32 protein-coding genes and 1 pseudogene are annotated in these 25,816 nt (G+C 64.6%); 6 read left to right on the top strand and 27 right to left on the bottom strand.

From position 1 onward, the window contains the following. Nucleotides 1-37: 37 nt before the first annotated feature. The 22 genes and pseudogenes from ABV518_RS21165 to ABV518_RS21060 form a co-directional block, all read right to left on the bottom strand. Complete coding sequence (locus tag ABV518_RS21165) at nucleotides 38-1,276, bottom strand: phage major capsid protein (protein WP_367771237.1); 1,239 nt, start codon at nucleotides 1,274-1,276, stop codon at nucleotides 38-40. Between the two features lie 116 nt (nucleotides 1,277-1,392). Further along, the gene (locus ABV518_RS21160) at nucleotides 1,393-2,076 is read right to left on the bottom strand and encodes an HK97 family phage prohead protease (RefSeq protein ID WP_367771234.1); all 684 of its coding nucleotides are present in this window, start codon (nucleotides 2,074-2,076) and stop codon (nucleotides 1,393-1,395) included. Then, entirely contained in the window at nucleotides 2,069-3,382 is a 1,314-nt protein-coding gene (locus ABV518_RS21155) for a phage portal protein (protein ID WP_367771231.1), read from the bottom strand. The genes ABV518_RS21160 and ABV518_RS21155 overlap by 8 nt, the downstream gene beginning before the upstream one ends. Next, nucleotides 3,379-3,519, bottom strand: a complete 141-nt coding sequence (locus ABV518_RS21150; protein WP_367771228.1) for a hypothetical protein — start codon at nucleotides 3,517-3,519, stop codon at nucleotides 3,379-3,381. Before ABV518_RS21150 ends, ABV518_RS21155 begins: the two co-directional genes overlap by 4 nt. A 13-nt stretch (nucleotides 3,520-3,532) precedes the next feature. After that, nucleotides 3,533-4,969 (bottom strand): hypothetical protein, encoded by a 1,437-nt coding sequence (locus ABV518_RS21145; protein ID WP_367771225.1) that lies wholly within the window; start codon nucleotides 4,967-4,969, stop codon nucleotides 3,533-3,535. Continuing rightward, nucleotides 4,959-5,465: a hypothetical protein gene (locus ABV518_RS21140; RefSeq protein ID WP_367771222.1), complete on the bottom strand. Its 507-nt coding sequence runs from the start codon at nucleotides 5,463-5,465 to the stop codon at nucleotides 4,959-4,961. Before ABV518_RS21140 ends, ABV518_RS21145 begins: the two co-directional genes overlap by 11 nt. A gap of 21 nt (nucleotides 5,466-5,486) precedes the next feature. Further along, entirely contained in the window at nucleotides 5,487-5,756 is a 270-nt protein-coding gene (locus tag ABV518_RS21135) for a hypothetical protein (RefSeq protein ID WP_367771219.1), read from the bottom strand. A 166-nt stretch (nucleotides 5,757-5,922) separates the two neighbouring features. Continuing rightward, nucleotides 5,923-6,249: an HNH endonuclease gene (locus ABV518_RS21130; RefSeq protein ID WP_367771216.1), complete on the bottom strand. Its 327-nt coding sequence runs from the start codon at nucleotides 6,247-6,249 to the stop codon at nucleotides 5,923-5,925. Between the two features lie 107 nt (nucleotides 6,250-6,356). Beyond that, entirely contained in the window at nucleotides 6,357-6,650 is a 294-nt protein-coding gene (locus ABV518_RS21125; protein ID WP_367771213.1) for a hypothetical protein, read from the bottom strand. 2 nt (nucleotides 6,651-6,652) lie between these two features. Next, nucleotides 6,653-7,471 (bottom strand): hypothetical protein, encoded by an 819-nt coding sequence (locus ABV518_RS21120; RefSeq protein WP_367771210.1) that lies wholly within the window; start codon nucleotides 7,469-7,471, stop codon nucleotides 6,653-6,655. Nucleotides 7,472-7,473: 2 nt separating this feature from the next. Then, nucleotides 7,474-8,448, bottom strand: a complete 975-nt coding sequence (locus ABV518_RS21115) for a hypothetical protein (protein ID WP_367771207.1) — start codon at nucleotides 8,446-8,448, stop codon at nucleotides 7,474-7,476. 85 nt (nucleotides 8,449-8,533) lie between these two features. After that, nucleotides 8,534-8,977, bottom strand: coding sequence for a hypothetical protein (locus tag ABV518_RS21110; RefSeq protein ID WP_367771204.1), 444 nt, complete (start codon nucleotides 8,975-8,977; stop codon nucleotides 8,534-8,536). Nucleotides 8,978-9,179: 202 nt separating this feature from the next. After that, nucleotides 9,180-9,338: pseudogene (locus tag ABV518_RS21105) on the bottom strand (DNA translocase FtsK); the annotation flags it as partial. Nucleotides 9,339-10,207: 869 nt separating this feature from the next. After that, nucleotides 10,208-10,552 (bottom strand): hypothetical protein, encoded by a 345-nt coding sequence (locus ABV518_RS21100; RefSeq protein ID WP_367771201.1) that lies wholly within the window; start codon nucleotides 10,550-10,552, stop codon nucleotides 10,208-10,210. Nucleotides 10,553-10,716: 164 nt separating this feature from the next. After that, nucleotides 10,717-11,220, bottom strand: a complete 504-nt coding sequence (locus tag ABV518_RS21095) for a hypothetical protein (protein WP_367771199.1) — start codon at nucleotides 11,218-11,220, stop codon at nucleotides 10,717-10,719. 104 nt (nucleotides 11,221-11,324) lie between these two features. Then, nucleotides 11,325-11,777 carry a hypothetical protein gene (locus ABV518_RS21090; protein ID WP_367771196.1) on the bottom strand — a complete coding sequence of 151 codons (453 nt, stop codon included), beginning with the start codon at nucleotides 11,775-11,777 and terminating at the stop codon, nucleotides 11,325-11,327. Next, on the bottom strand, nucleotides 11,770-13,128 hold the full coding sequence (locus tag ABV518_RS21085; protein ID WP_367771193.1) for a ParB/RepB/Spo0J family partition protein: 1,359 nt from the start codon (nucleotides 13,126-13,128) through the stop codon (nucleotides 11,770-11,772). The genes ABV518_RS21090 and ABV518_RS21085 overlap by 8 nt, the downstream gene beginning before the upstream one ends. Then, on the bottom strand, nucleotides 13,125-13,631 hold the full coding sequence (locus tag ABV518_RS21080) for a hypothetical protein (RefSeq protein WP_367771190.1): 507 nt from the start codon (nucleotides 13,629-13,631) through the stop codon (nucleotides 13,125-13,127). Before ABV518_RS21080 ends, ABV518_RS21085 begins: the two co-directional genes overlap by 4 nt. Further along, nucleotides 13,628-13,822 carry a hypothetical protein gene (locus ABV518_RS21075; RefSeq protein WP_367771187.1) on the bottom strand — a complete coding sequence of 65 codons (195 nt, stop codon included), beginning with the start codon at nucleotides 13,820-13,822 and terminating at the stop codon, nucleotides 13,628-13,630. Before ABV518_RS21075 ends, ABV518_RS21080 begins: the two co-directional genes overlap by 4 nt. After that, on the bottom strand, nucleotides 13,819-14,052 hold the full coding sequence (locus tag ABV518_RS21070) for a hypothetical protein (RefSeq protein ID WP_367771184.1): 234 nt from the start codon (nucleotides 14,050-14,052) through the stop codon (nucleotides 13,819-13,821). Before ABV518_RS21070 ends, ABV518_RS21075 begins: the two co-directional genes overlap by 4 nt. Further along, complete coding sequence (locus tag ABV518_RS21065; RefSeq protein ID WP_367771181.1) at nucleotides 14,049-14,600, bottom strand: hypothetical protein; 552 nt, start codon at nucleotides 14,598-14,600, stop codon at nucleotides 14,049-14,051. Before ABV518_RS21065 ends, ABV518_RS21070 begins: the two co-directional genes overlap by 4 nt. Before the next feature lie 150 nt (nucleotides 14,601-14,750). Then, nucleotides 14,751-14,966, bottom strand: coding sequence for a MerR family DNA-binding transcriptional regulator (locus ABV518_RS21060; RefSeq protein WP_367771177.1), 216 nt, complete (start codon nucleotides 14,964-14,966; stop codon nucleotides 14,751-14,753). 110 nt (nucleotides 14,967-15,076) lie between these two features. Here ABV518_RS21060 and ABV518_RS21055 point away from each other — a divergent pair, with 110 nt between their 5' ends. The 4 genes from ABV518_RS21055 (at nucleotide 15,077) to ettA (ending at nucleotide 18,585) form a co-directional block, all read left to right on the top strand. Further along, nucleotides 15,077-15,400 carry a multiprotein-bridging factor 1 family protein gene (locus tag ABV518_RS21055; RefSeq protein WP_367771174.1) on the top strand — a complete coding sequence of 108 codons (324 nt, stop codon included), beginning with the start codon at nucleotides 15,077-15,079 and terminating at the stop codon, nucleotides 15,398-15,400. Between the two features lie 239 nt (nucleotides 15,401-15,639). After that, nucleotides 15,640-16,185: a single-stranded DNA-binding protein gene (locus ABV518_RS21050; RefSeq protein ID WP_367771171.1), complete on the top strand. Its 546-nt coding sequence runs from the start codon at nucleotides 15,640-15,642 to the stop codon at nucleotides 16,183-16,185. Between the two features lie 186 nt (nucleotides 16,186-16,371). Then, on the top strand, nucleotides 16,372-16,857 hold the full coding sequence (locus ABV518_RS21045) for a hypothetical protein (protein ID WP_367771168.1): 486 nt from the start codon (nucleotides 16,372-16,374) through the stop codon (nucleotides 16,855-16,857). A 45-nt stretch (nucleotides 16,858-16,902) separates the two neighbouring features. Next, on the top strand, nucleotides 16,903-18,585 hold the full coding sequence (ettA, locus tag ABV518_RS21040; RefSeq protein WP_310163436.1) for an energy-dependent translational throttle protein EttA: 1,683 nt from the start codon (nucleotides 16,903-16,905) through the stop codon (nucleotides 18,583-18,585). Between the two features lie 90 nt (nucleotides 18,586-18,675). On the opposite strand, the gene ABV518_RS21035 is transcribed toward ettA, so the two are convergent. After that, nucleotides 18,676-19,656, bottom strand: a complete 981-nt coding sequence (locus tag ABV518_RS21035) for an acyl-CoA thioesterase (protein WP_367771165.1) — start codon at nucleotides 19,654-19,656, stop codon at nucleotides 18,676-18,678. Nucleotides 19,657-19,719: 63 nt separating this feature from the next. On the opposite strand from ABV518_RS21035, the gene ABV518_RS21030 reads away from it, so the two are divergent. Beyond that, nucleotides 19,720-20,379, top strand: coding sequence for a hypothetical protein (locus ABV518_RS21030; protein WP_367771162.1), 660 nt, complete (start codon nucleotides 19,720-19,722; stop codon nucleotides 20,377-20,379). 37 nt (nucleotides 20,380-20,416) lie between these two features. On the opposite strand, the gene ABV518_RS21025 is transcribed toward ABV518_RS21030, so the two are convergent. Next, nucleotides 20,417-20,869, bottom strand: a complete 453-nt coding sequence (locus tag ABV518_RS21025; protein WP_367771159.1) for a globin — start codon at nucleotides 20,867-20,869, stop codon at nucleotides 20,417-20,419. A gap of 4 nt (nucleotides 20,870-20,873) precedes the next feature. Next, nucleotides 20,874-21,569: a mechanosensitive ion channel family protein gene (locus ABV518_RS21020; RefSeq protein WP_367771157.1), complete on the bottom strand. Its 696-nt coding sequence runs from the start codon at nucleotides 21,567-21,569 to the stop codon at nucleotides 20,874-20,876. 119 nt (nucleotides 21,570-21,688) lie between these two features. Here ABV518_RS21020 and ABV518_RS21015 point away from each other — a divergent pair, with 119 nt between their 5' ends. Then, nucleotides 21,689-22,681 (top strand): NAD-dependent epimerase/dehydratase family protein, encoded by a 993-nt coding sequence (locus tag ABV518_RS21015; protein WP_367771155.1) that lies wholly within the window; start codon nucleotides 21,689-21,691, stop codon nucleotides 22,679-22,681. 6 nt (nucleotides 22,682-22,687) lie between these two features. Here the strand turns inward: ABV518_RS21015 and ABV518_RS21010 are convergent, their stop codons facing one another. After that, on the bottom strand, nucleotides 22,688-23,161 hold the full coding sequence (locus ABV518_RS21010) for an OsmC family protein (RefSeq protein WP_367771153.1): 474 nt from the start codon (nucleotides 23,159-23,161) through the stop codon (nucleotides 22,688-22,690). 9 nt (nucleotides 23,162-23,170) lie between these two features. Further along, the gene (gene pepN, locus ABV518_RS21005; RefSeq protein WP_367771149.1) at nucleotides 23,171-25,738 is read right to left on the bottom strand and encodes an aminopeptidase N; all 2,568 of its coding nucleotides are present in this window, start codon (nucleotides 25,736-25,738) and stop codon (nucleotides 23,171-23,173) included. Between the last annotated feature and the right edge of the window lie 78 nt (nucleotides 25,739-25,816).

Here is a 25,816-nt window from a genome sequence, read left to right as displayed (position 1 = left end):
CGGGACTCGAAGTCACCGACCCGCCAGAAGGTCACTGTTACGTGGCAGCACCAACGAGGTGCTTGAAGGCACCCGTCTGGTCAGCCAGCACGCCGTCGCCGCGGACGATGGCCCGGAAGGTGATGACGTCCTTGTTGAAGCCGTACTCGTCGGAGCGCTCGAAGCGCACACCGTTGACGAGACGGACGACGTAGGCCGAGAGGTCACCGAAGCCCACGGACTTGTTGTTGACGCCTGTGGCGGCAACGTAGGGGTCAGTCAGAACCTTCTTCGCGAGGATCAGGTCAGGCTGCCCAGCCACGGTGGAGGCCTCCCACAGGTAGCGTCCGGACGAATCCTTCAGCTTGCGGATGGCTCCGGCGGTGGAGTCCTTGATCAGCCACGCCGCGTTCGGGCTCGCACGGTACGGGCCGATCACGGAGTAGAAGAGATCGATCAGGTTGTCGAACGTCGGGACGCCCGCAACGCCGGTACCCGAGGTCACGCCCAGGGTGCTGGAGGTGAAGATGCCGGTGGGCTCGCCGGAGCCGGTGCCGGCGATCAGCTTCGCGCCCAGGGCGTTGCCGACGGCGCGGCCGGCCATGCGGGCGAGGTAGCCCTCAAGGTCCACCGCGGTGTCGTCCGCGAGTTCGCGCGGGACCTGAATCAGGTCACCGTACTTGTAGGCGCCCAGGGTGCGCTTGCCGAAGACCGGGTCGGCTTCGGGGATGACGCCGCCTTCTGAGACCTGCGCGGCCGTGCCGTGGCTGGTCGTGATCGGCATTTCGATGGTCTCGCCGCTGGCCGTGGTGAGGACCGTGGCGCCGCCGAGGAGCAGGGTGGCGGTTTCGATCATGTGCTCCAGGAGCTTGCCGACGAACGTCGTGGCCACGGTGTTGCCGCCGGCGGTTGTGGTGCCCTTGGACAGGGACCGCTCGGAGATGGCTTTGAGTTCCTTGCCGGTGCTGCGGAACTCGCCTTCCTTGACTTCGCCGCGGAGCATCTTGCGGAGAAGCACGCCGTCGGCATTGCCGCCGTCCTGCTCTTCGTCCTTGCGGCGACGCTCGGCGTCGTCGTGGCCGGCGCCGCGCAGGGCGTCCTCCGCGGCGCGGGACTCGGTGGAGAACTGGACCAGCCGGTCGGACTGGGCACGAAGCTCAGCCATGTCCGCCTGGATCTTGTCGAACGTGACGGTCTCTTCAGCCGTCAGCCCGCGCTTGTCGGCGGTGGCGGTGTCGAGCAGAGCGTGTGCCTGAGTCTCCAGGCCCTTGCGCTTCTCAATGAGAAGCTGTGCCATTGCATGGCTCATCGCATTCCCTTTCTAGGAACGATAGAAGCCCCGGTGTGTCGGCCAGGGCTTCGGGTTATCTTCGGGTTGTGCGGGTGGTTGGCTACCTGCCCACGGGGTTACTGCTACGGGGCCAGGATCTCGATCCGGCGCCGCAGGTTGGCGATTGTCAGGTGGTTGTCTACCTGCCCGAGGTCTCGCCGTTCGCCGTCGCCGTGGGCGCCGGAGTCTTTGTTGGTCAGGAGCGAGCGGAGCTCGTCCTTATCGGCCGCTTCCTTGACCTGCTCAATGCCGATGTGCAGGTGTGTGGCCAGGGAGCGGAGGCCGGTTGAGGTGTCCCGGTACGCGGGATTGGTGACCGGTGCGACATCGACCAGCTGCACGCCCAGCAGGGTGCGCAGCGGGAAGCCCTCGGGCGTGAAGCCCCAGTCGTCGGTCAGGGTGCGGAAGGCGAAGCTGGAGTGCTGGAGGTCCCTGCGTTCGGCCAGGACTTTGACGTCCCGGCCGGCACTGGTGTCCGGCAGGTCGATCTCGTAGGCCAGCCCGGTGCCGTCCACGAACAGCCGCAGGGTCTCGGCCTCGGTGGTTCCCAGGAGGAAGTTGTCCTCGTGGTTGAACCGGGCGAAGACGGGCACGCCGTCGCTCAGGGACTTCGTGAAGGCCCCGGGGTCTACCTGCTCCACGAAGCCGCCGAGGTTCTGGCTATACCGGTTGAACACTGCGGCGTAGCCGGTCAGTACTCCCAGGCCGGTGCCGGTTGCCCGGAACTCGACCGGGCGGGGGATGTGCCGAAGCTCAAGGTCAAGCACTGGGCTGGCCTCCAATCTGGGGTTGTTTGACTGTGACGTTCGCCGGCAGGTCCATGCCGGTCATGCGGATGATCTCGCGGGCTTCGTCTTCGGTGATGACCGTGCCGACGCCGAGGTAGATCTTCTGGATGATCTCGGCGATTCGCTTGGCTTTGTCCATCTCGTCCGGGGCTGCCGGGTCGGGACGGGTTCCGAAGTTCTTCTGCCATGCGGTGATCTCGTCCGGCGTGAGCGGAGCGCGGTCCTCACCGGCCCTTGCCTCGTCCAAGGTCTCGATGCCGTTGCGCAGTGCGATTCCGCGGGCTTCCATGCGGGTCTTCAGGTCCGTGCGGATTGTGGCATCAGCGTTGAGCTTGGTGTACTCGGCCGGCGGCAGCAGTCTGTTGAGGTGGTTCTCCAGCCTGGTGTAGATCGGCAGCTGTGCCCGGATCTGGAACTTGATCTGGTTCAGCTCGAGCGTGGAGTAGGTCAGGCCGTTGGCTGCCTCGCCGCCGATCTCCTCCGGCGGCACATGGTAGATCGAGGCTATGGTGTTGGCCGTCGCCTTGATCGTCTCCAGGAACTGTGCCTCGTTCGGCTTGACCGAGAGTGCCTGCCAGCTCCAGTCGTTGCCGGAAACGAAGATGTCGTTATCCACGACGGAGGCTTTGAACCGTGCCTTCGCCCTGGACGTCTGGGTATCGTCCAGTTTGGATTCGGAGTACTTCAGATGGCCGGAAGGTGTAGAGCCGTTCTGGAACCACTTCCTGCCGAACCGTGTCGCGGCGTCCGCTGTCTCCAGCTGCGAGCGAAACAGCTCGATGGGGGATACTCCCACCGAACTGCCCGGAAGCGTGTAGCCGGGGATGTGGACCACAGTGGCGCGGTCCAGCGGCTTGCCGTTGTACGAGTACTGGGGCAGGCCTGAGGTCTCGTCAACCTGCACACTGTCGGGGTGTAGCCAGCCGATCTTCGTCGCATACCCCCGGTTGTCCACCGCGGTGATGATGCCGTAGGCGTTTCCGCGCAGGCAGTAGGAGATGACGAACTGGTGCAGCCATTCCACGATGGTGAACATTGGGTCCGGGTGAGGGTTGGCCAGCAGCGCCGGCTTCTCGTCCAGCCGCCGCTTGATGCCGCCGGCGTCGGTGTACCCCTGTACCGGCATGACGGAGATGGAGTCTGCCAGCAAGCCGGTAGCCGAGTACACCGGGGCGACTCGGAGAGCGGCCTTCATGCTGCCGCCGAACTTCACGCCGCCGGTGCCGAACGAGCCGAAGGTATCGCCGAGCATCCGCTGTTCGGAGCGTCCGAAAAATAGCGTCACTGGCTGGCCCTCCACGAGATCAGCAGGAGCCCGGTGCCGGCCAGCACGACGGCGGCCGGCACCCATACCAGGGCGACGCCCGCAACGATCAGCGAAGCGCCCACAACGTCGAGAGCTGTTGTGAAGTATTTGCGCATGTTCAGCTCCTTCTCAAATGGTGTCGTCAGGGTTGACGTCTTCCGGTGCTTTCTCAACCAGCAGCCACCGGGCGAACGTCAGGGCGTAGAACGCGCTGATGTCGCCGAGCGATCGGCCCTTGCTCCAGATGAAAGCGGCGCCGCCAACCATCTGCTTGACGGCGTTGCCCATGGATTTGTTCAGCACCGGGTCGTTGGCGATCCGGATCTGACTGTGCAGGAAGTCGTCGTACAGGCCGCCGCAGGCGTCCACCCTCTGGGGTCCGGACAGCAGCACCACTTCGAAGTCCTCGTCTTCCAGTTCCTTCTTCAAGGACTTGGCCGCGCCGTTCCCGTCCATGGCGATCATGTTGCCGCCGTGCTTGGTTCGGAGCTGCTTCATGCGGTCCACAACGCCGGCTGTTCCGAGTCGTTCCTCCAGCAGCTCCGCATGCCACTTGGCCTTCGGATCTGTTGACGGTGCAGCCCAGGCGATCGACGTCGTTTCACGGTCCGGCGATGTGTCGATGGCCCAGCAGACTGTGCCCTTCCACGGCTTGCCGTCGTCCCGGTAGCAGCCTTCCCATGCCGCGGTGGGGACAACCTTGGGCGGGGCTTTGGCCTTGGGCCACCAGCCGAGCCAGGCTCGTTCCCACTCCGCGAGGTCTTTGGAGTTCAGCCGCTGCGACATCAGTCGGTCGATGTTCAGCGTGTGGCCTACACCCGGGTGGGTGTTGAGCACGGTCTCTGGGTCGTTGGGGTCGGCGTCTTCCGGGGCGGAATACTCGATGTAGCAGGTCCGGGATTCCTTGCCGGATTCGACCAGGGCGCGGCCAAGATCAACCTTGTCCTTCAGATAGTTCGATCCGGAGTGACCAGCAGCCGAGAGAATCCACAGCTGCGAGCCGACCACGGTCATGAGTGCCGGGGCGATACCGCCTTCGAGGATGCCATCGACGTGAGCGTAGGCCTCATCGATGTGCGCCTCAGTGGAAGTATCACCATGGCCGGAGCTTTTGGACACTGCGTCGATCGCCAGTTCGGCGCCGTTCTTCCAGCGGAGAGCTTCCTCGCCGCCGCGCCAGCGGGGCTTGTCCATGAACTGTTCCATGGGTGAGCGCTTGATCGGGGTGTGGAAGTCCTTGCGGAGACGGGCCAGCGCCTTCAAACGGTTCTGCGCGGTGTAGATCATCTGCGCGTCTTCGGTGATCAGCGCCCGGTGCATGAGCTTGGACCGGCTGATCGTCGTCTTGCCGGCACGCCGGAGGACCACAATGATGACCGTGTCGTAAAAGAAGCTGCCCGTCTCAGGGTCGATCTCGCACGCTACGGCCAGCGCCTCACGCTGCCACGGCATCGGGTCGTTGCCAAAGGCCCGCATGATCTGGCAGACCTTGCCGCCCACGGTCTTGCGGGCGGGGTTCCGCTGGGTCGCGAACCGCGGCGCCGGGTTCCTGGGGCTAGTCGTCATCCGCTTCGCTCAGGCTGGCAAGGAAAGCTTCGGGGCTGGCGACCGCGCCGCCTGCTCCATCGGTGACTTTCCTAAGCCTGTCGAAGACGTTGAAGAGTCTGGACTCCATTCCGGAGATCAGGTCAAGCCGTTCCATCTTCGGGATCTGGTCAAGCACCCGGGCGTTATACCGGGCCAGCACCACCAGAGTCTTCTTGAACGGCGGCTCACCGATCAGCTTGTCCAGTTCTTCGACCAGGGCGGATTCAATCGGACCGTCCGGAGCGTCCCAGGCGATGGCCATTGAGGACGGCTCAACCGGTGGAGCGTCGAAGTAGCCGGGCGGGAACTCAGTGCCTCCGGCCTCCTGCAGCTTCTTCTTCGCCCGGTAGGCCTTCATATCGTCGGAGTGTTCCCGCCGGCACTGGCCGCAGCGGCAGCCCTTCCGGTAACCGGTGCGCCCTGGCGTCTTCCCATGGCGGTACGGGATCTTCTCCGGGTCAACTGCTTCGGACACAGGCACCGCCTTTCGGATTGATCAGCTTGGTCTGGTCGTCCTGCCGTTGGCCGACGGCTGCCTGTCGGACTTGATTTCGTAGTAGGCAAAGGGCAGCTGGGCGGTGTGTGTCGCTTCTCCGGGTACGGCGGTGCCGAGAATGATCGCTGAGCAGTCCCAGTAGCCGTTGTATGGGTATGCCAGAGGCGAGTCTTTGTCCTGCTGGTCCTTGCCGTAGGCGAGCCCGGCGCCGCATGGGCACCGGGCCGTTGCTGCCCAGGTCAGATCCTTCTCGGTTGGCTTCTTGCTCACGACGGGCTCCTGTTCACGGGCGGCGAGCGCGGCGAAATCGCGCTACACAGCGAGGGCGCTACCCCGGGTTTTCCGGGGGAGAGAAAAAATGGTTTCGGTGGGCGGGTCGACCGTTTTGGCGATTCTAAAAAACTCGGAAACTATGGGCTGACCTGCGGAAACGTCGCTACAGGTCGAGTCCGGAGACGGGCCGGATCGTGGTCTCGGCACGTGCCGCGAGCCTGCGCGAAGCACGGTGCTTGTTCTCCTTGATGGTGTTGCATCTGCGGTGCATAGCCTGAAGGTTCCACCTCGCCGTCGGGTGGCCGCCGTCCTCCAGCTTGGTGATGTGATCGACCGTGCCCGACCACCGCGAGTAGGCCGGCAAGGTCAGGTCTATCTCGAACTCACACCACGCGCAGCAGACGCCGGGTACCAGGATGGTCTTGCACAGCTCGCGCCATGGCCTGCCACCTCGGCCGCGCTTCGGATTCCACTCTTCAAGTGCGGGCATGATCCACCACCTGAGCACATGAGAAGAGCCCCGCCGGCTGACCGGTCGAGGCTCTGACTGTGGCTGGGTGCGAAACACCAGCTCACCCCATAATTTAGATCCTTAAGTCAAGGATGTGTGGGACGTGGCGTGTCGCGGGCGTGTTGCAGATTGAGCAGTGCCCGCTCCTGCCACGGGTAGAGCTCCATGCCCAGCCCGTCCCGGATGAAGCCCAACAGCCTGGACGTGGCGGCGGTTGCATCTCCGGACACTGGGAACTCAACGCCGGCCCCGGCAGCCATCTCGGTGTACCAACTCACCGGCAGTCGGAGCTGGTGCGCCGACCAACCATTGGACGGCGCGGACAGCAGATGCTCGCGCAGGGTATTTCGGCCGCCACGCCTCGGCCATTCGATCATCACGATCAGTGCCTCGCTTTCATGTACTTCTTCTTGAGTGCGTTGCGGGCCCGACCCGGCCGGCTGTTCGCGTGGGTGTAGAACCACTGGTCTGCTGCTACTCGGTGGGTGATGTCCTCGCTGCACCGGACAACCTTCCGGCCATCGGGTGTCTGGACTGCCACGACTTGACCAGGGCACCGGCTCTTGTCAGCGAGCTGCTGGGTGCAGCTGACATTCATGTGCAGTTCGACGGCTGGCGCCTGATAGACCGCGTCCTTGATCTTCGGGACGATGATGGCCAGGTCAGTGCCGACGGCAGTCAGGTGAGTTGCGGACGGGTGGCCGGCTAAGTATCCGACGTGCCAGCGGGCCAGCCAGTCGGCGAGTACTCCGGTGCCGTGGTCAGCAGGCAGTCGGACATTGACCCAGCCGTGATCATCGCCGAGCTGGCCGACGGCTGACCAGATGGCACGGCGTGCTTCGCGCATGACGTCGGACACGGTGCCGTCGATGGGCAGCGGCGGGTAGAGGTCCCCCGTTCCGGTCACGCGTTCCGAGGAGACGGCACGGCCACCAGCTGGGGCCAGGGCGTCTTCGAGGTCTGACCAGTGCTTGGCTACGGTGGCGAGTGATTCCCGCATCCACTCGGTGCACATCCAGCAGAGGTGAGTCCGGTCGATGGCGGGCATGGGCTCGTCGTGCTCGAAGATGCAGTAGTCCGGGTAGGTGGCCTGCTTCTTCGCCAGGGTGTACGGCAGCAGGACAGTGGTGCCGGCTACTTCCACGTGGTACTTGTCTTCGAGATCCAGCGAGGTAGGCGATGAAAGTTGTTTCGGAGGCATGCTCAGTTCCGTCCTCGGTTGCGGGGCCGTCGTCTTCTGGGTTTGGTGCCTGAAGCAGGGGTGGGTGCTTCTTCCCTTCCCTGCCCTCCCCGTCCCGTCCCGACCCGACCCGTCCCGGTAGATCCGGAATCTCCACACTGGCCTTCTGCGGAATCTGCTGGGATCTGCGGATTATCTGCGGATGGCGTCTGGACCGGTTGTGGAGAGTCCACGGCCTCGGGCTCGATCACTGCTGGCCGGTTGGTTCCGTTGCCAGTAGGAGAGCCGGGCTTGAGCTGCGCCGGGGCCTTGGGGGCCTTGATGCCGTTGCGCTGTGCCCAATCGTTGGTCTCGATCCACGCGATGGTGTGCTTGGAGTAGTAGGGCTTGATGGGTGCCGGGAGTAGCGGGATGGTCTGATCGGCGTTCGGGTGGTCCGAACGAGAGGAGTTGCATGCGCCGCAAGCGACCACGTACGTCTCGACGGTGGCAGCCTTGCCTGGTCTACGGTGATCGTAGGTCCCTGCGAGTCGTCCTTTCCGGACACCTGGGGCGAAGCTGACAACCAAGCCGCAGTAGCGGCAGGCGTCGCCGTCGCGCAGTCGTACAGGTACGATCAGCGCCGGGTTCGCGTTATCGGTCTTACGTTGCCGCTCGAACTCGATTTCTTCCCTGGTCCGGAGGTGGATGAACTCGGGATCATCAATGATCTTGTAGGCCTTGCGTGGCTTGCCGTTCACTTCGACTTCTACCTCGGTGAGGAGGCCGGCGAAGATCGCGACGTCGATTAGCTCCTGGGCGCGGGACATGCCGGCCATCTGAATGGCCGTGCCGCGGTTGACCACGTAGTCGGTGAGGTGGGCAGCGGACTGGGAAGAGCACCGGTGGATGAATCCGTAGACCTCGTTCAGGAGCCGTTCGTCTACGGCGTCGTGTTCGAGGACTGCGAGTGCAGCGGGGTGGTTTGCTGCGGTGTCTCCGGTTCTTCCCCAAGCCATAAGGTGGGTCCTTCTTTCCTGGTCTGGGTGGGTGGGTCAGGCTCCTCGATGATGATCGGCCGGCTGGATGTCGGGATCACGTACCTCATTGGCTACTTCTATCGATCGCCTCAACCCACTGAGTGGCGACAGCTGCAACTTGGATCAACTCGGCGCGCAGCTTGACGGGGTCTTCTTCAGCGAAAGCTTCAAAGACCTCTTCGCGCAGGATGTGCAGCCATGTGCACTGCCCGATCTGGGCGGCGCAGTTGGTCAGGAGCGTAAGCCGTTCGGCAGCTACAGTGGCGCTCCATGACCCGCTGCCGTAGGGCATTGGTAACTTGTGCGGACCGGTCCCGTTAGGGTGTTCCTGTTCGCCCCATTTGATCTTCTGTCGCTCACGCTCGGCCGCGACTTCAGCTATGACCTGGGCAGTCGCGTCACCACTGGCATGGCAGGTGCACGGACAGTGAGTGACTTTGTCGAGCTCCAGGTCCCAGCCGTCACCGGAGCATGAGGAGTGCTTACCGTCGCGGCAATCCGGGTTCACTTTCCCACCTTCGTCCCGCACAGGGCGCAATAGCCGGCCTTGACCATATGCGCGCAATGGCGGCGGATCGCTCGGGACGCAAGCGGCGGAGGCCATGCTGACCACTCGATCGGGGCTTCTTCGGGGGTGCTGTCGCCGTTCATGCTTTGACTCCCAGGGCATTGACTGCGTCTTGAGCCTGATCGGGCGTGAAGTTGACGGCGCGGGCTTTGGACCCGTCTGCGGGTCCGACGACGCCGGCCGCCTCCAGCTGGTCCATGATCCTCCCGGCTTTGGCGAAGCCGACGCGGAGTTTGCGCTGGAGCATGGAAGTTGAACCGAACTGGGTAGTGACCACGAGTTCGGCGGCTTGCTCCAGCAGCCCGGCGTCTTCCACGACGGACATGACGGTCTTAGACAGGTTCCTCGTGATGGCGTCAATGTCGCCGGCGTTGATGACTACTGGGCCGCTGCCCTGCTGGCCGGTTGCCGTGCGTAGGGCGTCACCAATGCTGACTTCTTTCGGTTTCGTGCCGCCGCCAGCGTGGGTGATGTCCGGGAGTCGACGCATCCAACCGTTGCGCCACTCGTTCAGTTCGTTGGCGACAGAGGAACCGTCTTCAGATCGGATCGGCATCAGCAGACCAAGGAAGGACTCACCGCAGCTAATCAGAATCCGTTTCGCGTCCTCGGTCGGTTCGATGACGAGCGGCTCACCGTAGGCGGCCGAGGCTGTGGCAAACAGCCTGACGAGACGGCCGGCGGCGACGAGACGTTCGGGCATCACGCGGTCCGACAGCGCCGCTGCGATCAGCAGACGGCCGAAGGCGATCGGATATTCGTTGTCGTCCTCTTCGCGGGGGATCTTGAACTCTTTGCCGGGGAAGAAACCGGAAACGTCCAGGAAGGTGATGTCCTGGTCCCTGACCGTGATCCGCATCGTGTCCCCGATTTCATCCTCCGGCTGTTTGCCCTTGGCTTTGAAGATCTGGAGCAGTTCTTTGGCCACTTCTGAGGGGAGGTTAAAGGCGTCCGTGTTCACCTCGCCGGTCAGCCCCTCGGAATCCCAGATGGACGCGACAGCGTGGCCCAAGGTGACAGTGTTCGAAGCGGTGACGTGAAGCATGCCGTCAGTAGCGGTGAAGTGGACGACGGCGAGCGCGGAGCTTAGTTTGGGGTCGCTGGTGTGTGGGGTGACGGCCATGAGTGCTTGCCGCAGGTCCAGTGTGTTGACGGTAAGGATCATGGTTGTCAGCTCCATGCCAGGAATGGGACCCAGTGAGGGTGCAGTTGCGTCGGGCCTTGCAGCGTCCATGCCTCGTCTTCGTCCTTGTCGAGTTCGGCAGGGTCAGCCCATTCCCTGCTGGCGTTCTCCCAGTCGGGCATGTCGTCCTCGTTCGGGTCGATGTGCTCGCCCCATGCAGCCCGGGCCTTCTCAGGATCGTGGGTGCCCCACACAATGCAGACTTCCCAGTCTGTGCTCCATGCGCGGATCTTGGACTGTTCGCTACCGCCGCAGGTGTGCAGCTCGGATACGGTGCCCTGCAGCTCTTCGGGGATACTGACGGGATGTTGGCAGGCTACGCATTCAGTCATTGCCGTTGGTCCTTCCGTGGGTTGGGCATTCGGGGTTGGTGGGGCGTGGCCACCGCGGGTTATATCGCCACGGTTGGCAGGTGCAGCCTGGGTTTCGATTCGGCGCCCGCGTCCAGCTTTCTGCGTCGCGATCGTGGTCCATGGCCTGCCTCCTTGCGGGCTGCTCATGCTGCGAGCCGTTCAGTGATGTACCTGACTAGATCGTTACGGCCGTGGCGGCGGGCCGTCCGCTTGAAGGTGTCGATCGAGTTGTAGCCGGAGCGACTCAGCGCCTCGTCCACCGAGCACCCGGCACTGACCAGGTACTCGACGTTCTCTAGCCGGTGAGCTGGTTTGATGTTCATCGGCGGAACGCCGGCTACCTCGAAGCTGGCGGCACGGAGACGCCTGTCGCCGACACGCTTCAGGATGGCCTCCTTGGCCCGCTGCTGATCGGCTGCCCGTTCGTCCCGGCTCGCATAGAACCGTTCGGCGAGCGCCAGTCCCTGGTCGTAGGCAAGTTCGTGGGTGACCTTCGCCTGCTCCATCGCCGCGGCTTCGGCATCCGCGATGATGATCTGTGCTTGGGTTCGGGCGGCTTGGATGATGTCCTCGGCTTCGGCCCGGGCGATGCCCAGCAGTTGCGCCGGGGTGAGCTTCTTCGTTCCCTGGTAGGTGTAAGGCTTCATGAGTCAGCACCGGCAGTTGCCGTTGTGTGGGTCGAGTACCTTCTTGCAGCTCGGGCACTTCTCGGCTTCGGCCGGGACGGTGGTGAGCTGCCCCTTCTTCTCGGTCACGCGGCGGCCCAGCCGTTCAGGTTGGTGCCGGACTGACGGCAAGCGCCGATGGTGAGCCAGCCGTAGTCGAAGGCGGTCACGCGATCATCGAAGACCGGTTCGTCGATGACGTGGACGATCTGGTCGCCGTCCCAGCAAGAAAGCTTCCAGCGGCCGTCCTCCGTCTGCCGGACGCCGGCCCGCGGGTACCGGGCATCCTCGACGATGAACGGATCATCCGGCGAGCGCAGTGTCGGCGGGGCGGGTACGGGCTGGCCGAGGGCATCCAGCGCGGCTTCCCATTCGTTGGCTGACTCGGCGTCGTTGAGGGCTTTGGCGTGGTCCAGTACGGCGGTCTGGGCTTTCCGGGTCCAGCCGTAGCGGATCGGCTCGTCCACGACCGAGGGGCGAAAGCCGCAGAGGCAGACGGGTTCGTTGTCCGCGTTCCGGGTGAGTCCGTGGTTACTCATCGTCTTCGTCTTCTTCCTGGTCTTCGGCTGCGATTTCGGCAAGGTGGGCGTCGTGGGCGGCTTGGAAGTGGTCAAGGACTTCCTGTTCGACGCTGGATAGTTCGTAGTGGTAGACGGTGCCGAGGTCTTCGATCCATGCCTTGGGTCCCCACGTGTGGCGGTAGTCGCCGGCATCCCACGCATAGAGCTTCAGCAGGTCGTCTTCGCGCGACTTGACGGTCAGGTGCAGCAGGATGGCCATCTGCTCGACCGTCATGTCCTGCAGGGCTGCCTTGATAGCGAAGTGGTCATCGTCGCGGTTGGCCGGGCGCCCGGTGATCTCGGCGAAGAGGGCCGTCTGGGCGTGGAGGTGGCTGAGCAAGAGCCGGTAGAGGGCTTCGTCTGCGGCGCCTTCGGGCGGTGCCTTGATCACGGTCTTGATGTGTTCGGCGCGGACGGCGTGGGCGATGTCAAGGGCGGCGGTCAGCGCGGCTTCGCGTTGCTTGGCTTCCTTTTCTTCCTCGGTCAGTTCGGGTTTCGGAGCTTTGGGGGTCTTTGCTGGCTTTTGGTACCACTCGACATCGCCCCACGTAGAGAGGGTGTACAGGTGCCCGGCGTCAACGTGCTCTTGGATAGTGATGGCGTTGCTGTCGTTTTCGTAGATCCGTTCCCAACCTCCGGTGTACCGTGTGGCGTCCGGGACAGATTTCGCCTTGGCCTCTGCCAGGTCCTTTTGTGCGGCCTCGATCTTGGCGGGGGCATCACGACGACGGGTCTCCATCGTGACGGTATAGCTCCAGTTACGGCCGGTAGCCGCGGCTTCGAGCAGGTTCTCTGTGGCTGCCTCGTCGTCGGCGAAGTCGACAAGTACAAGTGCCTGGTCAACGTTGAGGGTGTGGTCCTCCAGCTTGCCCTTCGCGTCTTCGTTGAGCTTGTTCAGCAGGAGCCGCTTCCGGACCGTGGCCTGCGAGCGCCCGGTGGCTTTGGCTACGGACTTCACTGAGTAGCCGGGGAACTCGAGTAGTGCCTGGTAGCCCTCGGCTTCTTCGAGGACGGTCAGGTCGGTGCGCTGGGTGTTCTCGACGATCATGGCTTCGAGCTGGCGGGGCTCGGTGTTGATGTCGTCGCGGATGACGCAGGGGAGTGCGTCTACGTTGGCGAGCTTGGCGCCTGCGTGGCGGCGGTGCCCGGCGATGATGATGAACAGTTCGCCCTCGTGCGGTTCGAGGTACGGGGCGACTACCAGGGGCTGGAGGATGCCCTGTTCGCTGATGCTGTTGGCGAGGTCAACGACGTTGCCGACGTCGCGGCGGACGTTCTTCGGGTGGACGACCAGCTGGTCGATGTGGATCTCTTCAAAGCGGGTACTCACAGTCCGGTGTCCTTCCTGGTGTAGGCAATCAGGGCCCGTTCTGCTTCGCGCATTCTTTCGACGGCTTCTTCCTCTACTCCGAGGACCGTCTTCAGCTCTTCCTCGGCTTTCACCGATTCACGCTTCGCGATGGCCAGAACGGTGGCTGCGTGCGTGCACTTGCGGATAAGCGCCGAGACTTCGACGTCGTCAGCCGGGGCCCAGGACGGCCGGCGAAGGTGAGCGCCGGGGACGTAGTGCTGCCGGGCTTTGTCCAGGGCAGCCTGCTGTGCCGGGAGGAAGGCCGCATCGCTGGTCGGCTCGGGGATGAAGATGAACTCCACCGAGCCGTCCTCGGACTCGCCTACGGTAGCCTCTGCGGGCGGGGCGTCGCTGAAGTCTCGGCCGCAGGCTGGGCATACAAGGCCTACGGTCCGGCGGATCCGCGCTGAGCAGTTGGCGCATGCGTTGGGGGTTTCGTTGCCGAGGAACTGCTGTTCGGTTTCCACTGGCTGTTCGGTCATGACTCTTGTCCTGTCTCAAGTACGAATCCGGCGGTGCCGGCTAAAAGGAAGGTGACGCCGGCCAGATAGCCGGAGTTGATGATCGGGAAAGCGGCGAGCGCTGCGAGGAACATCAGCGCGCCGAGGATCAGGAGTGGGGTGTAGAGGAAGGTGCGGCGGCGATTCCGGCCGACCCGCGCTGAAGGCCTCATGACCGGTACTCGTGGATGAAGAAGTTGGCCCGGTGGACGCCGTTGATAAGGATGTGTCCGGCGTGGACGTCGATATCGATCTTCTGCGGTACTGGCCATTTCCCGCGGGCGTACGTGGTGAGCTGGGCGGCCAGCTCCTTGTTGTCCCGGTAGTGCAGGGCCGCACGGTCCTTATAAGGGGCGTGGCCGACCGGGTGGACGACGGCTTGCCGCTTTATCCGGGCCTTCACCGGGAGACCCTGTCCAGAGCCAAGCCAAGGTTCGCCTTGATCTGCGCGGCCACGGCGGCGGGGGACGGGCCCGGCGTTCCGTCAAGCCGGGTGGGGCCGGCAGCCGCGAGCGCCTGGGGGGTTGGCGTCGCGGCTGCCGGTGTCTTGGGTGCGTGGCTCTCGATGTGCTCGGGCTCGCAGTTGTCACAGACCCGGTCAGCGGAATGCCCGCAACCGCCGCGCTCGGCGTCGATGGCATCGCCGTAACGGTCCTCGGCGGCTTCGATCTCCCGGATGAAGTTCCGGATCTGCTTATGGATGTCCAGTTCCAGGTCATCGAGGTTCACGGCGGCGAGGCCGGCGTTACCCATGACGTCGAATGACTCAACGGACTTGAGGGCCCTGACCAGGTGCTCAAGCTGCGTGTGCAGGCGGCGGGCGTCCGCAAAGCGCTTGTTCTGGATTACCTTGACTTCGGACTCTGGCAACGCTGCCGGGCCGGTCTGGTGATCAACGGCTTGGAAGAACAGGTTCCGGGGGAACTGGTCTAGTCGGCTTTCGGCGTCCATTGATAGACTCGATTCTGATTCGAGAGCCAGGTGACCCGTCGCAAATGGGCCTGGCTCTTGGGTTTTCGATTGGGCGGTCCAGTGAGTTCTTGGCGGAAGGAACTGGACCGCCCTATTTACTGCCTGCGGGACTATGCCTGGCAGGACAATCTATGCAGGCTCTTTGGCAGCCTGCGCGTCGCCATTCTTAATAGCGGCGATATCAGAGGCGAGAAATCGCCGGTGACCGGTAGGTGTGCGAATTGCGGCGATCTTTCCTGCTTTATCCCAGCGACGAATCGTGTCGCCATGGACCCTCAGCTCGGCCGCGGCCTCGCCTACGGTAAGTAGTTCGCCATCGCCTACTTGTGTGTACCTACTTTGCATGGGGTAAGTGTACGCATACCTACTTGCTGGATGTCAATTAGTACTTGCTTTGGATAATCACAAAAAATGGGGCTTGCACAAGTTTGCGTATGCGTGCAATAGTTTGGGACATGACAACGGAAGCAGTTCTCAACCAAGGATTTATCCCTGAGTGGACATTCGCAGACCGACTGCGCAAGGCGCGGCTGGCGTCAGGGCTTACTCAAGAGGAATTCGCCGAGCAGCTCGGAGCTAAGCCAGGCGCGTACTCGCACTGGGAAGCTGGCCGGAACACGCCGCGTAATCTCGTAGCGCTGGCACAGCGAATTGAAATGCTCGTCGGTATCCCGGCGGCGTGGACCCTGGGCATCATGAATGATGTCCCTGATAACGGAGGCCCCGGCACTCGTTCCCCAAAACTTAAGCCGGTCTCAGAGCGCAAGCCTTTGGATTAGAAGGCCGCTGCTCTATCCCCTGAGCTACTGGGGCACGTGGTGTCCGGAGCATATATTCCGGCGCATCAAAAAGTTTACATGGCCCCGGGTGCCGCTGCCGTCATGGTGGCACCTGTCCTCCACAGTGCCGCCACGGGCGGCGTTATGCACATACGGAAACAGACACCTCGCCGGAGCGCGGTGTCCGCGCGAAGCTGGTTTTGCCCGGTAGGGCACCACCTTCGAGACAGGACATGATCATGACCGACATCATTACCATCCGGGGCTTCGTGGCGACGGACGTCACCACGTCCACCACTACTACCGGCGTTGGAACGGCCTCGTTCCGGCTGGGGTCCCCCTCCCGTCATTTCGACAAAGCCTCGGGGGAGTGGGTCGAGGACTACATGAACTGGTTCACGGTCCAGGGGTACCGCCAACTGGCCGGGAATATGGCCTGCAGCATCAAGAAGGGCCAGCACGTGATAGTCGTCGGCCGGCTGAAGCTGGCACGCTGGGAACGGGACGGACGCATTTACCACAAGGCCGAGGTCAACGCCGACTCAGTGGGCCACGACCTGAGGTGGGGCTCCGCCAATTACATCCGGACGGCGAAGAACGAACTGCCGGACTCTGAAACGGCCGCCCAGCGCGGCGACGGCTACGACGCGGCGGCCGGGGAGTCGGGGCCGGACAACTACCCGGAAGAAGACGGCGCTCCGGAGGACATCGTGTTCGAGGATGCGAGCGGCGACTACGTCTCCGTGGACACGGAAACCGGAGAGCTCGCCGGAGCGGTGACCTGAAGCCTGCGCTCGCTGGCACGCGGTCTCCCGCTGCGGGCTGCCACGCCGCAACAAACCCCGCCGTTGCGGCGTGGCAGAATGGGCGGCATGACGAGCACCATGAATCACCGGCCGAAACATCCAAAAGCTCCCCGGCCGGGATCCCCGTCATCGGTGGGTATGTCATCGGCTGGTGCTCCTTCGCCCTTGGTTCTTCTCGCGGTGGCCGGCTGCCTCGCCGCTGCCGCAGCCCTGTCCGCCTGCACCGGGTCCCAGCCTGGTCCTGCAACATCCACAGCAGTTTCAAGCTCCACACCGCCGGCCAGCGTCGCCGCGCCTTCAACCGCGCCGACACCGGCTCCTGCCCAGGCAGCCGAAACCGCCGCAGGTGACAACCCGGCAACGGCCGCGCTGAAGCAGACCCTTGCCGGCGCGCTGAACCGGCTGGCCGCCGGCACGCCGAAACCTGCAACGGCCCAGGTGGCGGACGCGCTAACGGGGGCAGGCATCCCGGGGGCAGCACTTGAAGTCTCGGAAAGCCGGACACCCACCGGGCTGGAAGCGGACGCCATCGAAGCCGCCGTCCTGGCGGACGGGGACTGCGTCATAGGACAGATCCGGGACGGCAGCGTCACTGTCAGCGTCCTGCCGGTTCTTGCGAGCGGCAAGTGCTTTGTCGGGGCTCCCGCCTGACGGACGAATGTGAGTTATCCCCGCCAACCCACTAGATTTGGAACCATGGCGGAATTTATCTACACAATGACCAAGGCCCGTAAGGCCGTTGGCGAAAAACTTATTCTCGACGACGTAAGCATGTCCTTCTTCCCGGGCGCCAAGATTGGTGTTGTTGGCCCGAACGGTGCCGGTAAGTCCACCATTCTTAAGATCATGGCCGGACTGGACACCCCCTCGAACGGTGAAGCGCGGCTCAGCCCCGGTTACACGGTGGGCATCCTGCTCCAGGAACCGCCGCTGAACGAGGAAAAGACCGTCCTGGGCAACGTCCAGGAAGGCGTTGGCGAGATCTACGGCAAGATCCAGCGCTTCAACGAGATCTCCGAGGAAATGGCCAGCCCCGACGCTGACTACGACACCCTCCTCGAAGAGATGGGCCACCTGCAGGAAGCCATTGACACCGCCGACGCCTGGGACCTGGACTCCCAGCTGGAGCAGGCCATGGACGCCCTCCGCTGCCCGCCCGCCGATGCGGACGTCACGCTCCTCTCTGGTGGTGAGCGCCGCCGGGTGGCCCTCTGCAAGCTGCTCCTGCAGAAGCCTGACCTGCTCCTGCTCGACGAGCCCACCAACCACCTCGACGCCGAGAGCGTGCTATGGCTCGAACAGCACCTCTCAAACTACGCAGGCGCTGTCCTGGCCGTCACCCACGACCGGTACTTCCTGGACCACGTCGCGGAATGGATCGCCGAGGTTGACCGCGGCCACCTCTACCCGTACGAGGGCAACTACTCCACGTACCTGGAAAAGAAACGTGCGCGCCTTGAAGTCCAGGGCAAGAAGGACGCCAAGCAGGCCAAACGGCTCACCGAGGAACTGGAATGGGTCCGTTCCAACGCCAAGGGCCGCCAGACCAAGTCCAAGGCCCGTCTGGCACGCTACGAGGAGATGGCTGCCGAGGCAGACCGCACCCGCAAGCTTGACTTCGAAGAGATCCAGATCCCGCCGGGACCCCGCCTGGGCGGACTGGTCCTGGAGGCGAAAAACCTTCAGAAGGGCTTCGATGACCGCACGCTGATCGACGGTCTGTCGTTTACCCTTCCCCGCAACGGGATCGTCGGGGTCATCGGCCCCAACGGTGTGGGCAAGTCCACGCTGTTCAAGACCATCGTGGGCCTGGAGCCGCTCGACGGCGGCGAGCTGAAGATCGGTGACTCGGTCAAGATTTCCTACGCGGACCAGAGCCGCGGCGGCATCGACCCCAACAAGACGCTGTGGGAAGTTGTCTCCGACGGCCTGGACTACATCCAGGTGGGCCACGTGGAAATGCCGTCCCGCGCCTACGTTGCCGCGTTCGGCTTCAAGGGCCCGGACCAGCAGAAGAAGGCCGGCGTTCTCTCCGGCGGTGAGCGCAACCGGCTGAACCTGGCCCTCACGCTCAAGCAGGGCGGGAACCTGCTGCTCCTTGACGAACCCACCAACGACCTCGACGTCGAAACCCTCAGCAGCCTTGAGAACGCGCTTCTTGAATTCCCGGGCTGCGCCGTGGTGGTCTCCCACGACCGCTGGTTCCTGGACCGGGTGGCCACCCACATCCTCGCTTACGAAGGTGACGAGGAGAACCCCTCCAAGTGGTACTGGTTCGAGGGCAACTTCGAATCCTACGAGGAGAACAAGGTTTCACGCCTGGGCCCCGACGCAGCAAAGCCGCACCGGGTCACCCACCGCCGCCTGACGCGCGACTGATCAGCACAGGCTGACGCTGCATCAAACGAAAGGCCGGCACCCCGCGGGGTGCCGGCCTTTTCGCTTGCCAGAACCAGGCGAACGGGGAAGCTAGTCCCGTCCCGCCTTGCGGATCTGGTGCTCCAGGACTTTGGACTGGAAGGCCCCCACCACCTTGTTCTTCAGGTCGGTGGGAACGCGGACCATGCCCTCCTGGGCCACGGATGCAACATGCTGTCCGGCCCGGTTGAAGATCTTTCCCGTTGCCAGCCCGCGCGCGCCTTGGGCGCTGGGGGATTCCTGGACGTAAAGCAGCCACTCGTCAACGCGGGCAGGGCGGTGCCACCACATCGCGTGGTCCAGGCTGGCCACATTCATGCCGGGGGTGATCCAGCTCAGCCCGTGCCGGCGGAGGATGGACTCCAGCAGGGTGTAGTCACTGGCGTAGGCCAGCGCGGCACGGTGCAGGTTGGCGTTGTCCGGCATGGGTCCGAACGTCTTCATCCACACGGCGTTCCGGGCTTCCCGCTTGCCCTTCGCCGAGACATAAAGTGGCGGATCCACGTGCCTGATGTCGAAGGGCCGCTCGTACGCCCAATGCCGGGCCACCGGATGGTCGAACTTGCCCAGGAGGTCCGCCGTGCTCGGCAGCGACTCAGGATCCGGGATTCCCTTGGGCATCGCCGATTCGTGCTCCAAGCCTTCGTCCTCACCCTGGAAGGACGCAATCATGGACAGGATGGGCACGCCCTCCTGGTAGGCGTGGACCCGGCGTGCGGAGAACGAGCGGCCATCGCGCAGGCGCTGGACGCCGAAGGTGATGGGCTTGTTGGCATCGCCTGGCCGCAGGAAGTATCCGTGCATCGAGTGGACGTGCCGTTCGGCGTCCACCGTCCGGTTGGCCGCGATGAGCGACTGGGCCAGGACCTGGCCGCCGAAAACCCGCTGGTGCGGCTGCTGCTGCGACGGCCCCAGGAAGATGTCCTCGTCGGTCCGGGCCCCCTCCAGCTCGCCAAGGTCCAGCAGGTGGATGAGTGATGTGGTGGGGTCACCGCTGGGCGGGGCCAGCAATCCGGCGTCGGCTTCAGTCATGGTTCGACTCTAGACGCCACCCCGGCACCGCTCAACCAAGGTGCAGCCGGTAGTGTTCATGGTGTGACAGATCTACTCACCCAGTCCTTCCGCTTCGCTGATCCGCGTGATCTCGCCGATCTGCGGACCTTCGCCACGCGGGCCAAAGCAATCGACGACGGCGCCATCCGGCTTCAGGCCGCAGGGTCAGTCCTGGCCGCGTACGTGTGCGTGCTCAGGCCCCGGCTGCTCGGCGAAGCAACCCCCACCATCCTGGGGCTGCGCACCATGGGACTCGCGGAACGGTCCGGAACGGACGTCACGGTCCCGCTGTCAGCGGTCCTGGACCGGCTCGCCCGGGCAGGGGAGGACGACGTCGAGCTGCCGGTTCCGCCGTCCACCGTTACCGAATCGTGGACCGGGGTCGGTGCCCCCAGGACAGGCTGGGAGCTGGTCCGGTCCATTCCGGATGCCGAACTGCGCCAGGCTGCCGAGGCCGGCATCGCCGAAGTGGCCGGCATTGTGCCGGACAAGCCCGGCGCACTGATCGTCAACAATGCCCGGGCTGCTGTCTGGGGCCGTCCGCTGGACGGTTCGGGGCTGCCGGCAGGAGCCGCGTTCGCCGCGCTGACACTGGGTTTCCTTGCCGACGGCGACCAGAAGCTCTACCGCACTGGCCGGTGGTTCCGCCTCACCGGCGCACGCGGGCACGTCCTTGCCCGGACCGGCAGTGGCCTGGGCTAAGCCCCCCAACCCGGCCAGCCCGCCAGCAGGCGGGACCTCAGGCCTCTGAGGGGCTGTTCACCATGGACAGGGCAGCGCGTTCCATGTAGTCCCACAGCGTGCCCTCGTAGAGCGGGGGCAGTTCCAGCGAATCGACGGCCGCGCGCATGTGGAACAGCCAGCGGTCCTTGGCCTCCGGCGTCACGCGGAACGGCATGTGCCGCATCCGCAGCCGCGGGTGGCCGCGTTCCTCGCCGTAGGTGGTGGGACCGCCCCAGTACTGCTCCAGGAACATCAGGAAACGGCGTTTGGCCGGGGCCAGGTCTTCTTCGGGATACATCGGCCGCAGCAGCGGATCGGTGGCCACGCCGTCGTAGAAGACATCGATGAGGCGGACGAACGTGTCATGGCCGCCCACGGCATCGTAGAAATTGTCCGTGTAGCCCGGCTGGCTGAACGGATCGTTCTGCATCAGCTGGCGCGGCTGCTGCGGTTCGGCGGGTGTGCTCATGTCCCTATTCTCCGGCTTTCTGGTCAGTCTTTTTAGTCTCGGTGTTGCTGGCCGGCTCGTGCAGTGCGGCTTCCTGGCCCGCGGCGGGTGCGTCAGGCACCGGAACGTAAGTGCCCTGCGAGCGGTTTCCCACGCGCAGGATCTCACCGTTGCGCAGGTACCAGATGGCACCGTCCTCGGAGCGGACCCGGGTGATGCGCAGGCCCATGGATTCCACTACGCCCACTACTTCGCTGGTTTCGATGACGTCGCCGATCCCGTACTGGTCCTCAATGGTGATGAAGATGCCGGCGAGGAAGTCACGGATCAGCTGCTGCGCACCGAAACCGATGGCGACACCCAGGATGCCCACGCTGGTCAGCAGCGGGGCGATGTTGATGTCCAGGTTCTGCAGCACGTACATGATGGTGATCACGGCCACCAGGACGCCCACAATGCTGTTGAGCAGTGAACCGATGGTCTCCGCGCGCTGCACCCGCCGTTCATGGTCCAGCGCCCGGATCGCCGGTGCGACCCACTTGAAATGGGCTTTCTTGAAGAAGTTGCTGCCCGCTGCCACGCGCCTGCTGATGCGGGAGATGACGAAGGTTGCCACCAGCCAGACGGCAACGCCAACGCCGATGCTGATCACGATGCCCGTGACGCTGACTCCATCTGGCTCGGAGGCGAGGGAAGGGGTGATCGACAACGTGCTGAACATAGGCGGGTTTGCTCCTTGGGGTTCTCCGGCTGCGGCCGGAATCATGGGGCCCATGCGCGGGTTTCGCCCGGCGCATAAGGCTCTGTTCTGATTCAACCCTAGCGCCGTAGCGTGGACTCATGCGCATCCTGATCCTCGGCGGAACCGCCTTTCTCTCCTCAGAAATTGCCCGGCAGGCAGTGGCATCCGGGCACCAGGTCACGTGCCTGGCCCGCGGTTCCGCGGCCGAACCGCCCGACGGCGCCACATGGGTTAAGGCGGACCGTTCACTGGGCGCGAACAGCTACGCGGCCGTGGCCGGGAACTGGGATGCAGTCATCGAGGTTGCCCGCGACGCCGTCCAGGCCTCGGAGGCGCTGGCCGCCCTGGCCGGCCAGGCGGACCACTGGACATTTGTCTCCAGCTGTTCGGTCTACGCCGACCATTCAACGCCGGGAGCGGCGGAGGACGCTGCGCTCCTGCCGCCCCTTCCTGCGGGGACGGAATCAGCCCCCGAAAACTACGGCGAATCGAAATCTGCCATAGAGCACGCAACCCTGGCCGCGGCGGGCGACAAGGCGCATCTTTGCCGGGCAGGCCTCATCGGCGGTCCCGGCGACGCAACGGACCGCTACGGCTACTGGCCCGCCAGGTTTGCCCGGGACAACGGTCCGGCCGTGGTCCCGGACATTCCCCGCCACGCCACCCAGGTCATCGATGTCCGCGACCTGGCCGGGTGGATCCTTGACGCGGCGTCACGGGGCGTCACGGGGGCATTGAATGCGGTGGGGGACCAGGTGCCCTTCGGTGATTACGTTGAGGCGGCGAAAACCGCCGCCGCCTTTGAAGGCGAAGTCTTGTCAGCTTCGGAGGGATGGCTCGTGGAGCACGGGGTCGATTACTGGGCAGGGCCGGATTCCCTCCCGCTGTGGCTGCCGCCGGATCACGAGGGGTTCTGCGCCCGGAGCAACCAGGCAGCCACGGCCGCCGGGCTGACCCTGCGGCCCTGGCAGGAAACCGTGGCAGACACCCTGGCCGACGAGCGCAGCCGCGGCCTGACCCGCCGCCGCAAGGCCGGGCTGGCGCCCGCGACGGAAGCCCGCCTCGTCACGGAGCTTCTTCGAAGCCCCTGAGTCCCGTCAGGCCGTTAGGGTCACCGGTTCGTGATGCACCGGAAAATTGACGCTGCGGGCGATAAAGCAGACCTGGTTGGCTTCGTGGTGCATCTGTGCGGCGAGCGCTGTGTGCGCAGGATCCGCCAGGGTCACCTGCGGGTTCAGCGTCACGGATTCAAACTGCCCGCTGCCGTCCCGGTTCAGCCGCAGCATCCCCGTGGCCTCGTCCCGGTAGTCGGTGACCACCACACCGTGCCGCACTGCCACGTGCAGGAAGGACAGCATATGGCACTGCGCCAGGGCGGCCAGGAGGAGCTGCTCGGGGTTGTAGCGTGACCTGTCGCCGTGGAACGTCGGGTCGGCGGAACCCGGGAGTACCGGCAACCCGGGGATCAGGACATCATGGTCCCGCGAATATCCGCGGTATGACGATGTTCCCTCGCCCAGGTTGCCGGTCCACTGAACTGTCAGCGAATAGTGGTGCTCACCCAGGCTCATGCTGCATGCCTAGGCATCGCCGGGAAGGACGTCAGCGGCGCGGGCGCGCAGCGCCCGGGCAACGCCGTCGCGGTTTTCCAGCATCATGCGGCGCAGGGCGGCGCTTTCCGCGGGGAGCGCCGCCAGGAATTCGTCAGTCCGGTCAATCGTTGCCTGAGTGGTCAGCTGCGCCGGGTACAGCCCGACGACGATCTGCTGGGCCAGTGCGTGCGTGCGGGTGGCGACGATCCCGGGAACGGCCGCGAAGTACTTTTCCGCATACGGTTCCAGGAGGGAGCGGTCCAGGACCCGCGTGAAGCCCGCGACGGCTGAGCCCTGCAACGCGTTGGACAGGTCACCCTTGACCACGATCGACTCCCAGGCGGCGGCCTTGGCGTCGGGGGTGGGGATCGCGGCCTTGGCCAGCGCCGCGGCGTTCTGGCCGCTGGCGGTGTTGTCCCGTTCCAGCTCGGCGTTGATGTCCTCGGTGCCCAGCCGGCCGCCGGACACCAGCGATGCCACGAGCTCCCACCGCAGGTCCTGGTCCACGGCCAGCCCCTCCAGCGTTGCCGTGCCTGAAAGGAGGCCGGCCACAGTGTCCAGCTGGCCCGTGCTGCGTGCCAGCAGGGCAAAGGACTTCACAAACTGCAGCTGCGCATCGGACCCGCCCGGCACTGCGTTGGCGAGGTCCCAGAGGGTGTCCACGGCGGCCACGGTGGTGGCCTCACGGTGCTCCTCGGCAACGTAGAAGTTCAGCGTGGTGGCCAGCTGGCGAAGCTGGACCAGGATCACCGAGGAATCCGATTCCGCCGCCACGTTGGCCAGGATCAGCTCCACGTAGCGGCGTGCCGGGGTCTCGCCGTCGCGTGCGGCGTCCCAGGCGGAATTCCACACCAGGGTGCGCGGCAGGCTCTCGCTGAAGTCCTTCAGGTGCGCCGTTGCCGTCGCCAGGGACTTTTCGTCCAGCCGGACCTTGGCGTACGCGAGGTCGTCGTCGTTGACCAGGATCAGGTCCGGCTGTGCCAGGCCTGCCAGGGCCGGCACCTCGGTGCGTTCGCCGTCGACGTCGAGCTCTTCGCGGTGCACGCGCTCCAGCTTTCCGGCGCCATTGAGGTTGTAGAAGCCAACGGCCAGGCGGTGCGGCCGGATGGTGGGCCAGTCCTGAACCGCCGACTGGATGATGGCAAAGGACGAGAGGTTCCCGTCGGCGTCCGTCTCCAGTTCGGGTTTGAGCGTGTTGACGCCCGCCGTCTCCAGCCATAGCCGGCCCCACTGGTCCAGGTCGCGGCCGCTGGCCTTCTCCAGCTCCACCATGAGGTCGCTGAGCTCGGTGTTCTGCCACGCGTGCTTGCTGAAATACTCCCGGACGCCGGCCATGAACTGTTCCGGCCCGACCCAGGCAACCAGCTGGCGCAGCACTGAGGCGCCCTTGGCGTAGGTGATGCCGTCGAAGTTGACCTCCACATCCTCGAGGTCGTTGATCTCGGCGAAGATCGGGTGCGTGGTGGGCAGCTGGTCCTGGCGGTAGGCCCAGGACTTCTCCACCGAGGCGAACGTGGTCCACGCACTGGTGAAGGACGTGTTTTCCACCGCGGCGAGGTGGGACATGTACTCGGCGAAGGATTCGTTGAGCCAAAGGTCGTTCCACCAGCGCATGGTCACCAGGTCGCCGAACCACATGTGCGCCAGTTCGTGCAGGACGGTGATGGCCCGGCGCTCGATCTGCGCGCCGGTGACCTTGCTGCGGAAGACGTAGCCCTCGAGGATGGTCACCGCTCCGGCGTTCTCCATCGCGCCCGCGTTGAACTCGGGGACAAACAGCTGGTCGTACTTTTCGAACGGGTACGGGCAGCCGAACTGGGCCTCGAAGAATTCAAAGCCCTGCCGGGTCAGCTCAAAGATGTTGTCCGCGTCCAGGTACTGCATCAGCGACTTCCGGGCGAACACACCGAGCGGCACCACGCGGCCGTCGGACGAGGTGACCTCGCTCCGGACCGACTGGTACGGGCCTGCGATCAGTGCGGTGACGTAGGAGGAGAGCCGGGGCGTGGCCGCAAACTGCCAGATCGAGCGGGCGCCGCCGTCGTCCCCGGGGGCGGTTTCCTGCGGCGCGGGGGTGGGGGAGTTGGAGATGACGTCCCAGTGCGACGGCGCCGTGACAGTGAACTTAAACGTGCCCTTGAGGTCCGGCTGCTCGAACACGGCGAACATGCGGCGCGAATCCGGCACCTCGAACTGGGTGTACAGGTACACCTCGTTGTCCACAGGATCCACAAACCGGTGCAGCCCTTCGCCGGTGTTCATGTACGGCGCATCGGCCACCACGGTGAGCTCGTTGTCCGCCGCAAGGTCCGGCAGCTGGATCCGGACGCCGTCGGCAACGGCCGATGGGTCCAGGGCACGTCCGTTGAGCGTGATGCTGTGGACCGTCTGGGTGATGGCGTCGATGAAGGTGGAGGAACCGGGTACGGCCGTGAACTTCACCGTGGTGGAGCTTCCGAAGACCTTCCCGCCCCTGGTCAGGTCCAGGCTGACGTCGTAGGAATCAACGTTGATCAGTTCGGCGCGCTCGCGTGCTTCGGCGCGCGTCAGGTTCATACCCGGCAAGTGGGACCTCCAGAAGTTGCTGTTGCCGGCGGGGGAGTAGCCTGCGCCGGCACTGTGAAGTCATTCTTT

This window comes from Arthrobacter sp. HS15c (assembly GCF_040812005.1).
GTDB lineage: Bacteria > Actinomycetota > Actinomycetes > Actinomycetales > Micrococcaceae > Arthrobacter.
Note: the sequence above shows the minus strand (reverse complement) of the source record. Positions and strands in the feature narration are given on the sequence as shown.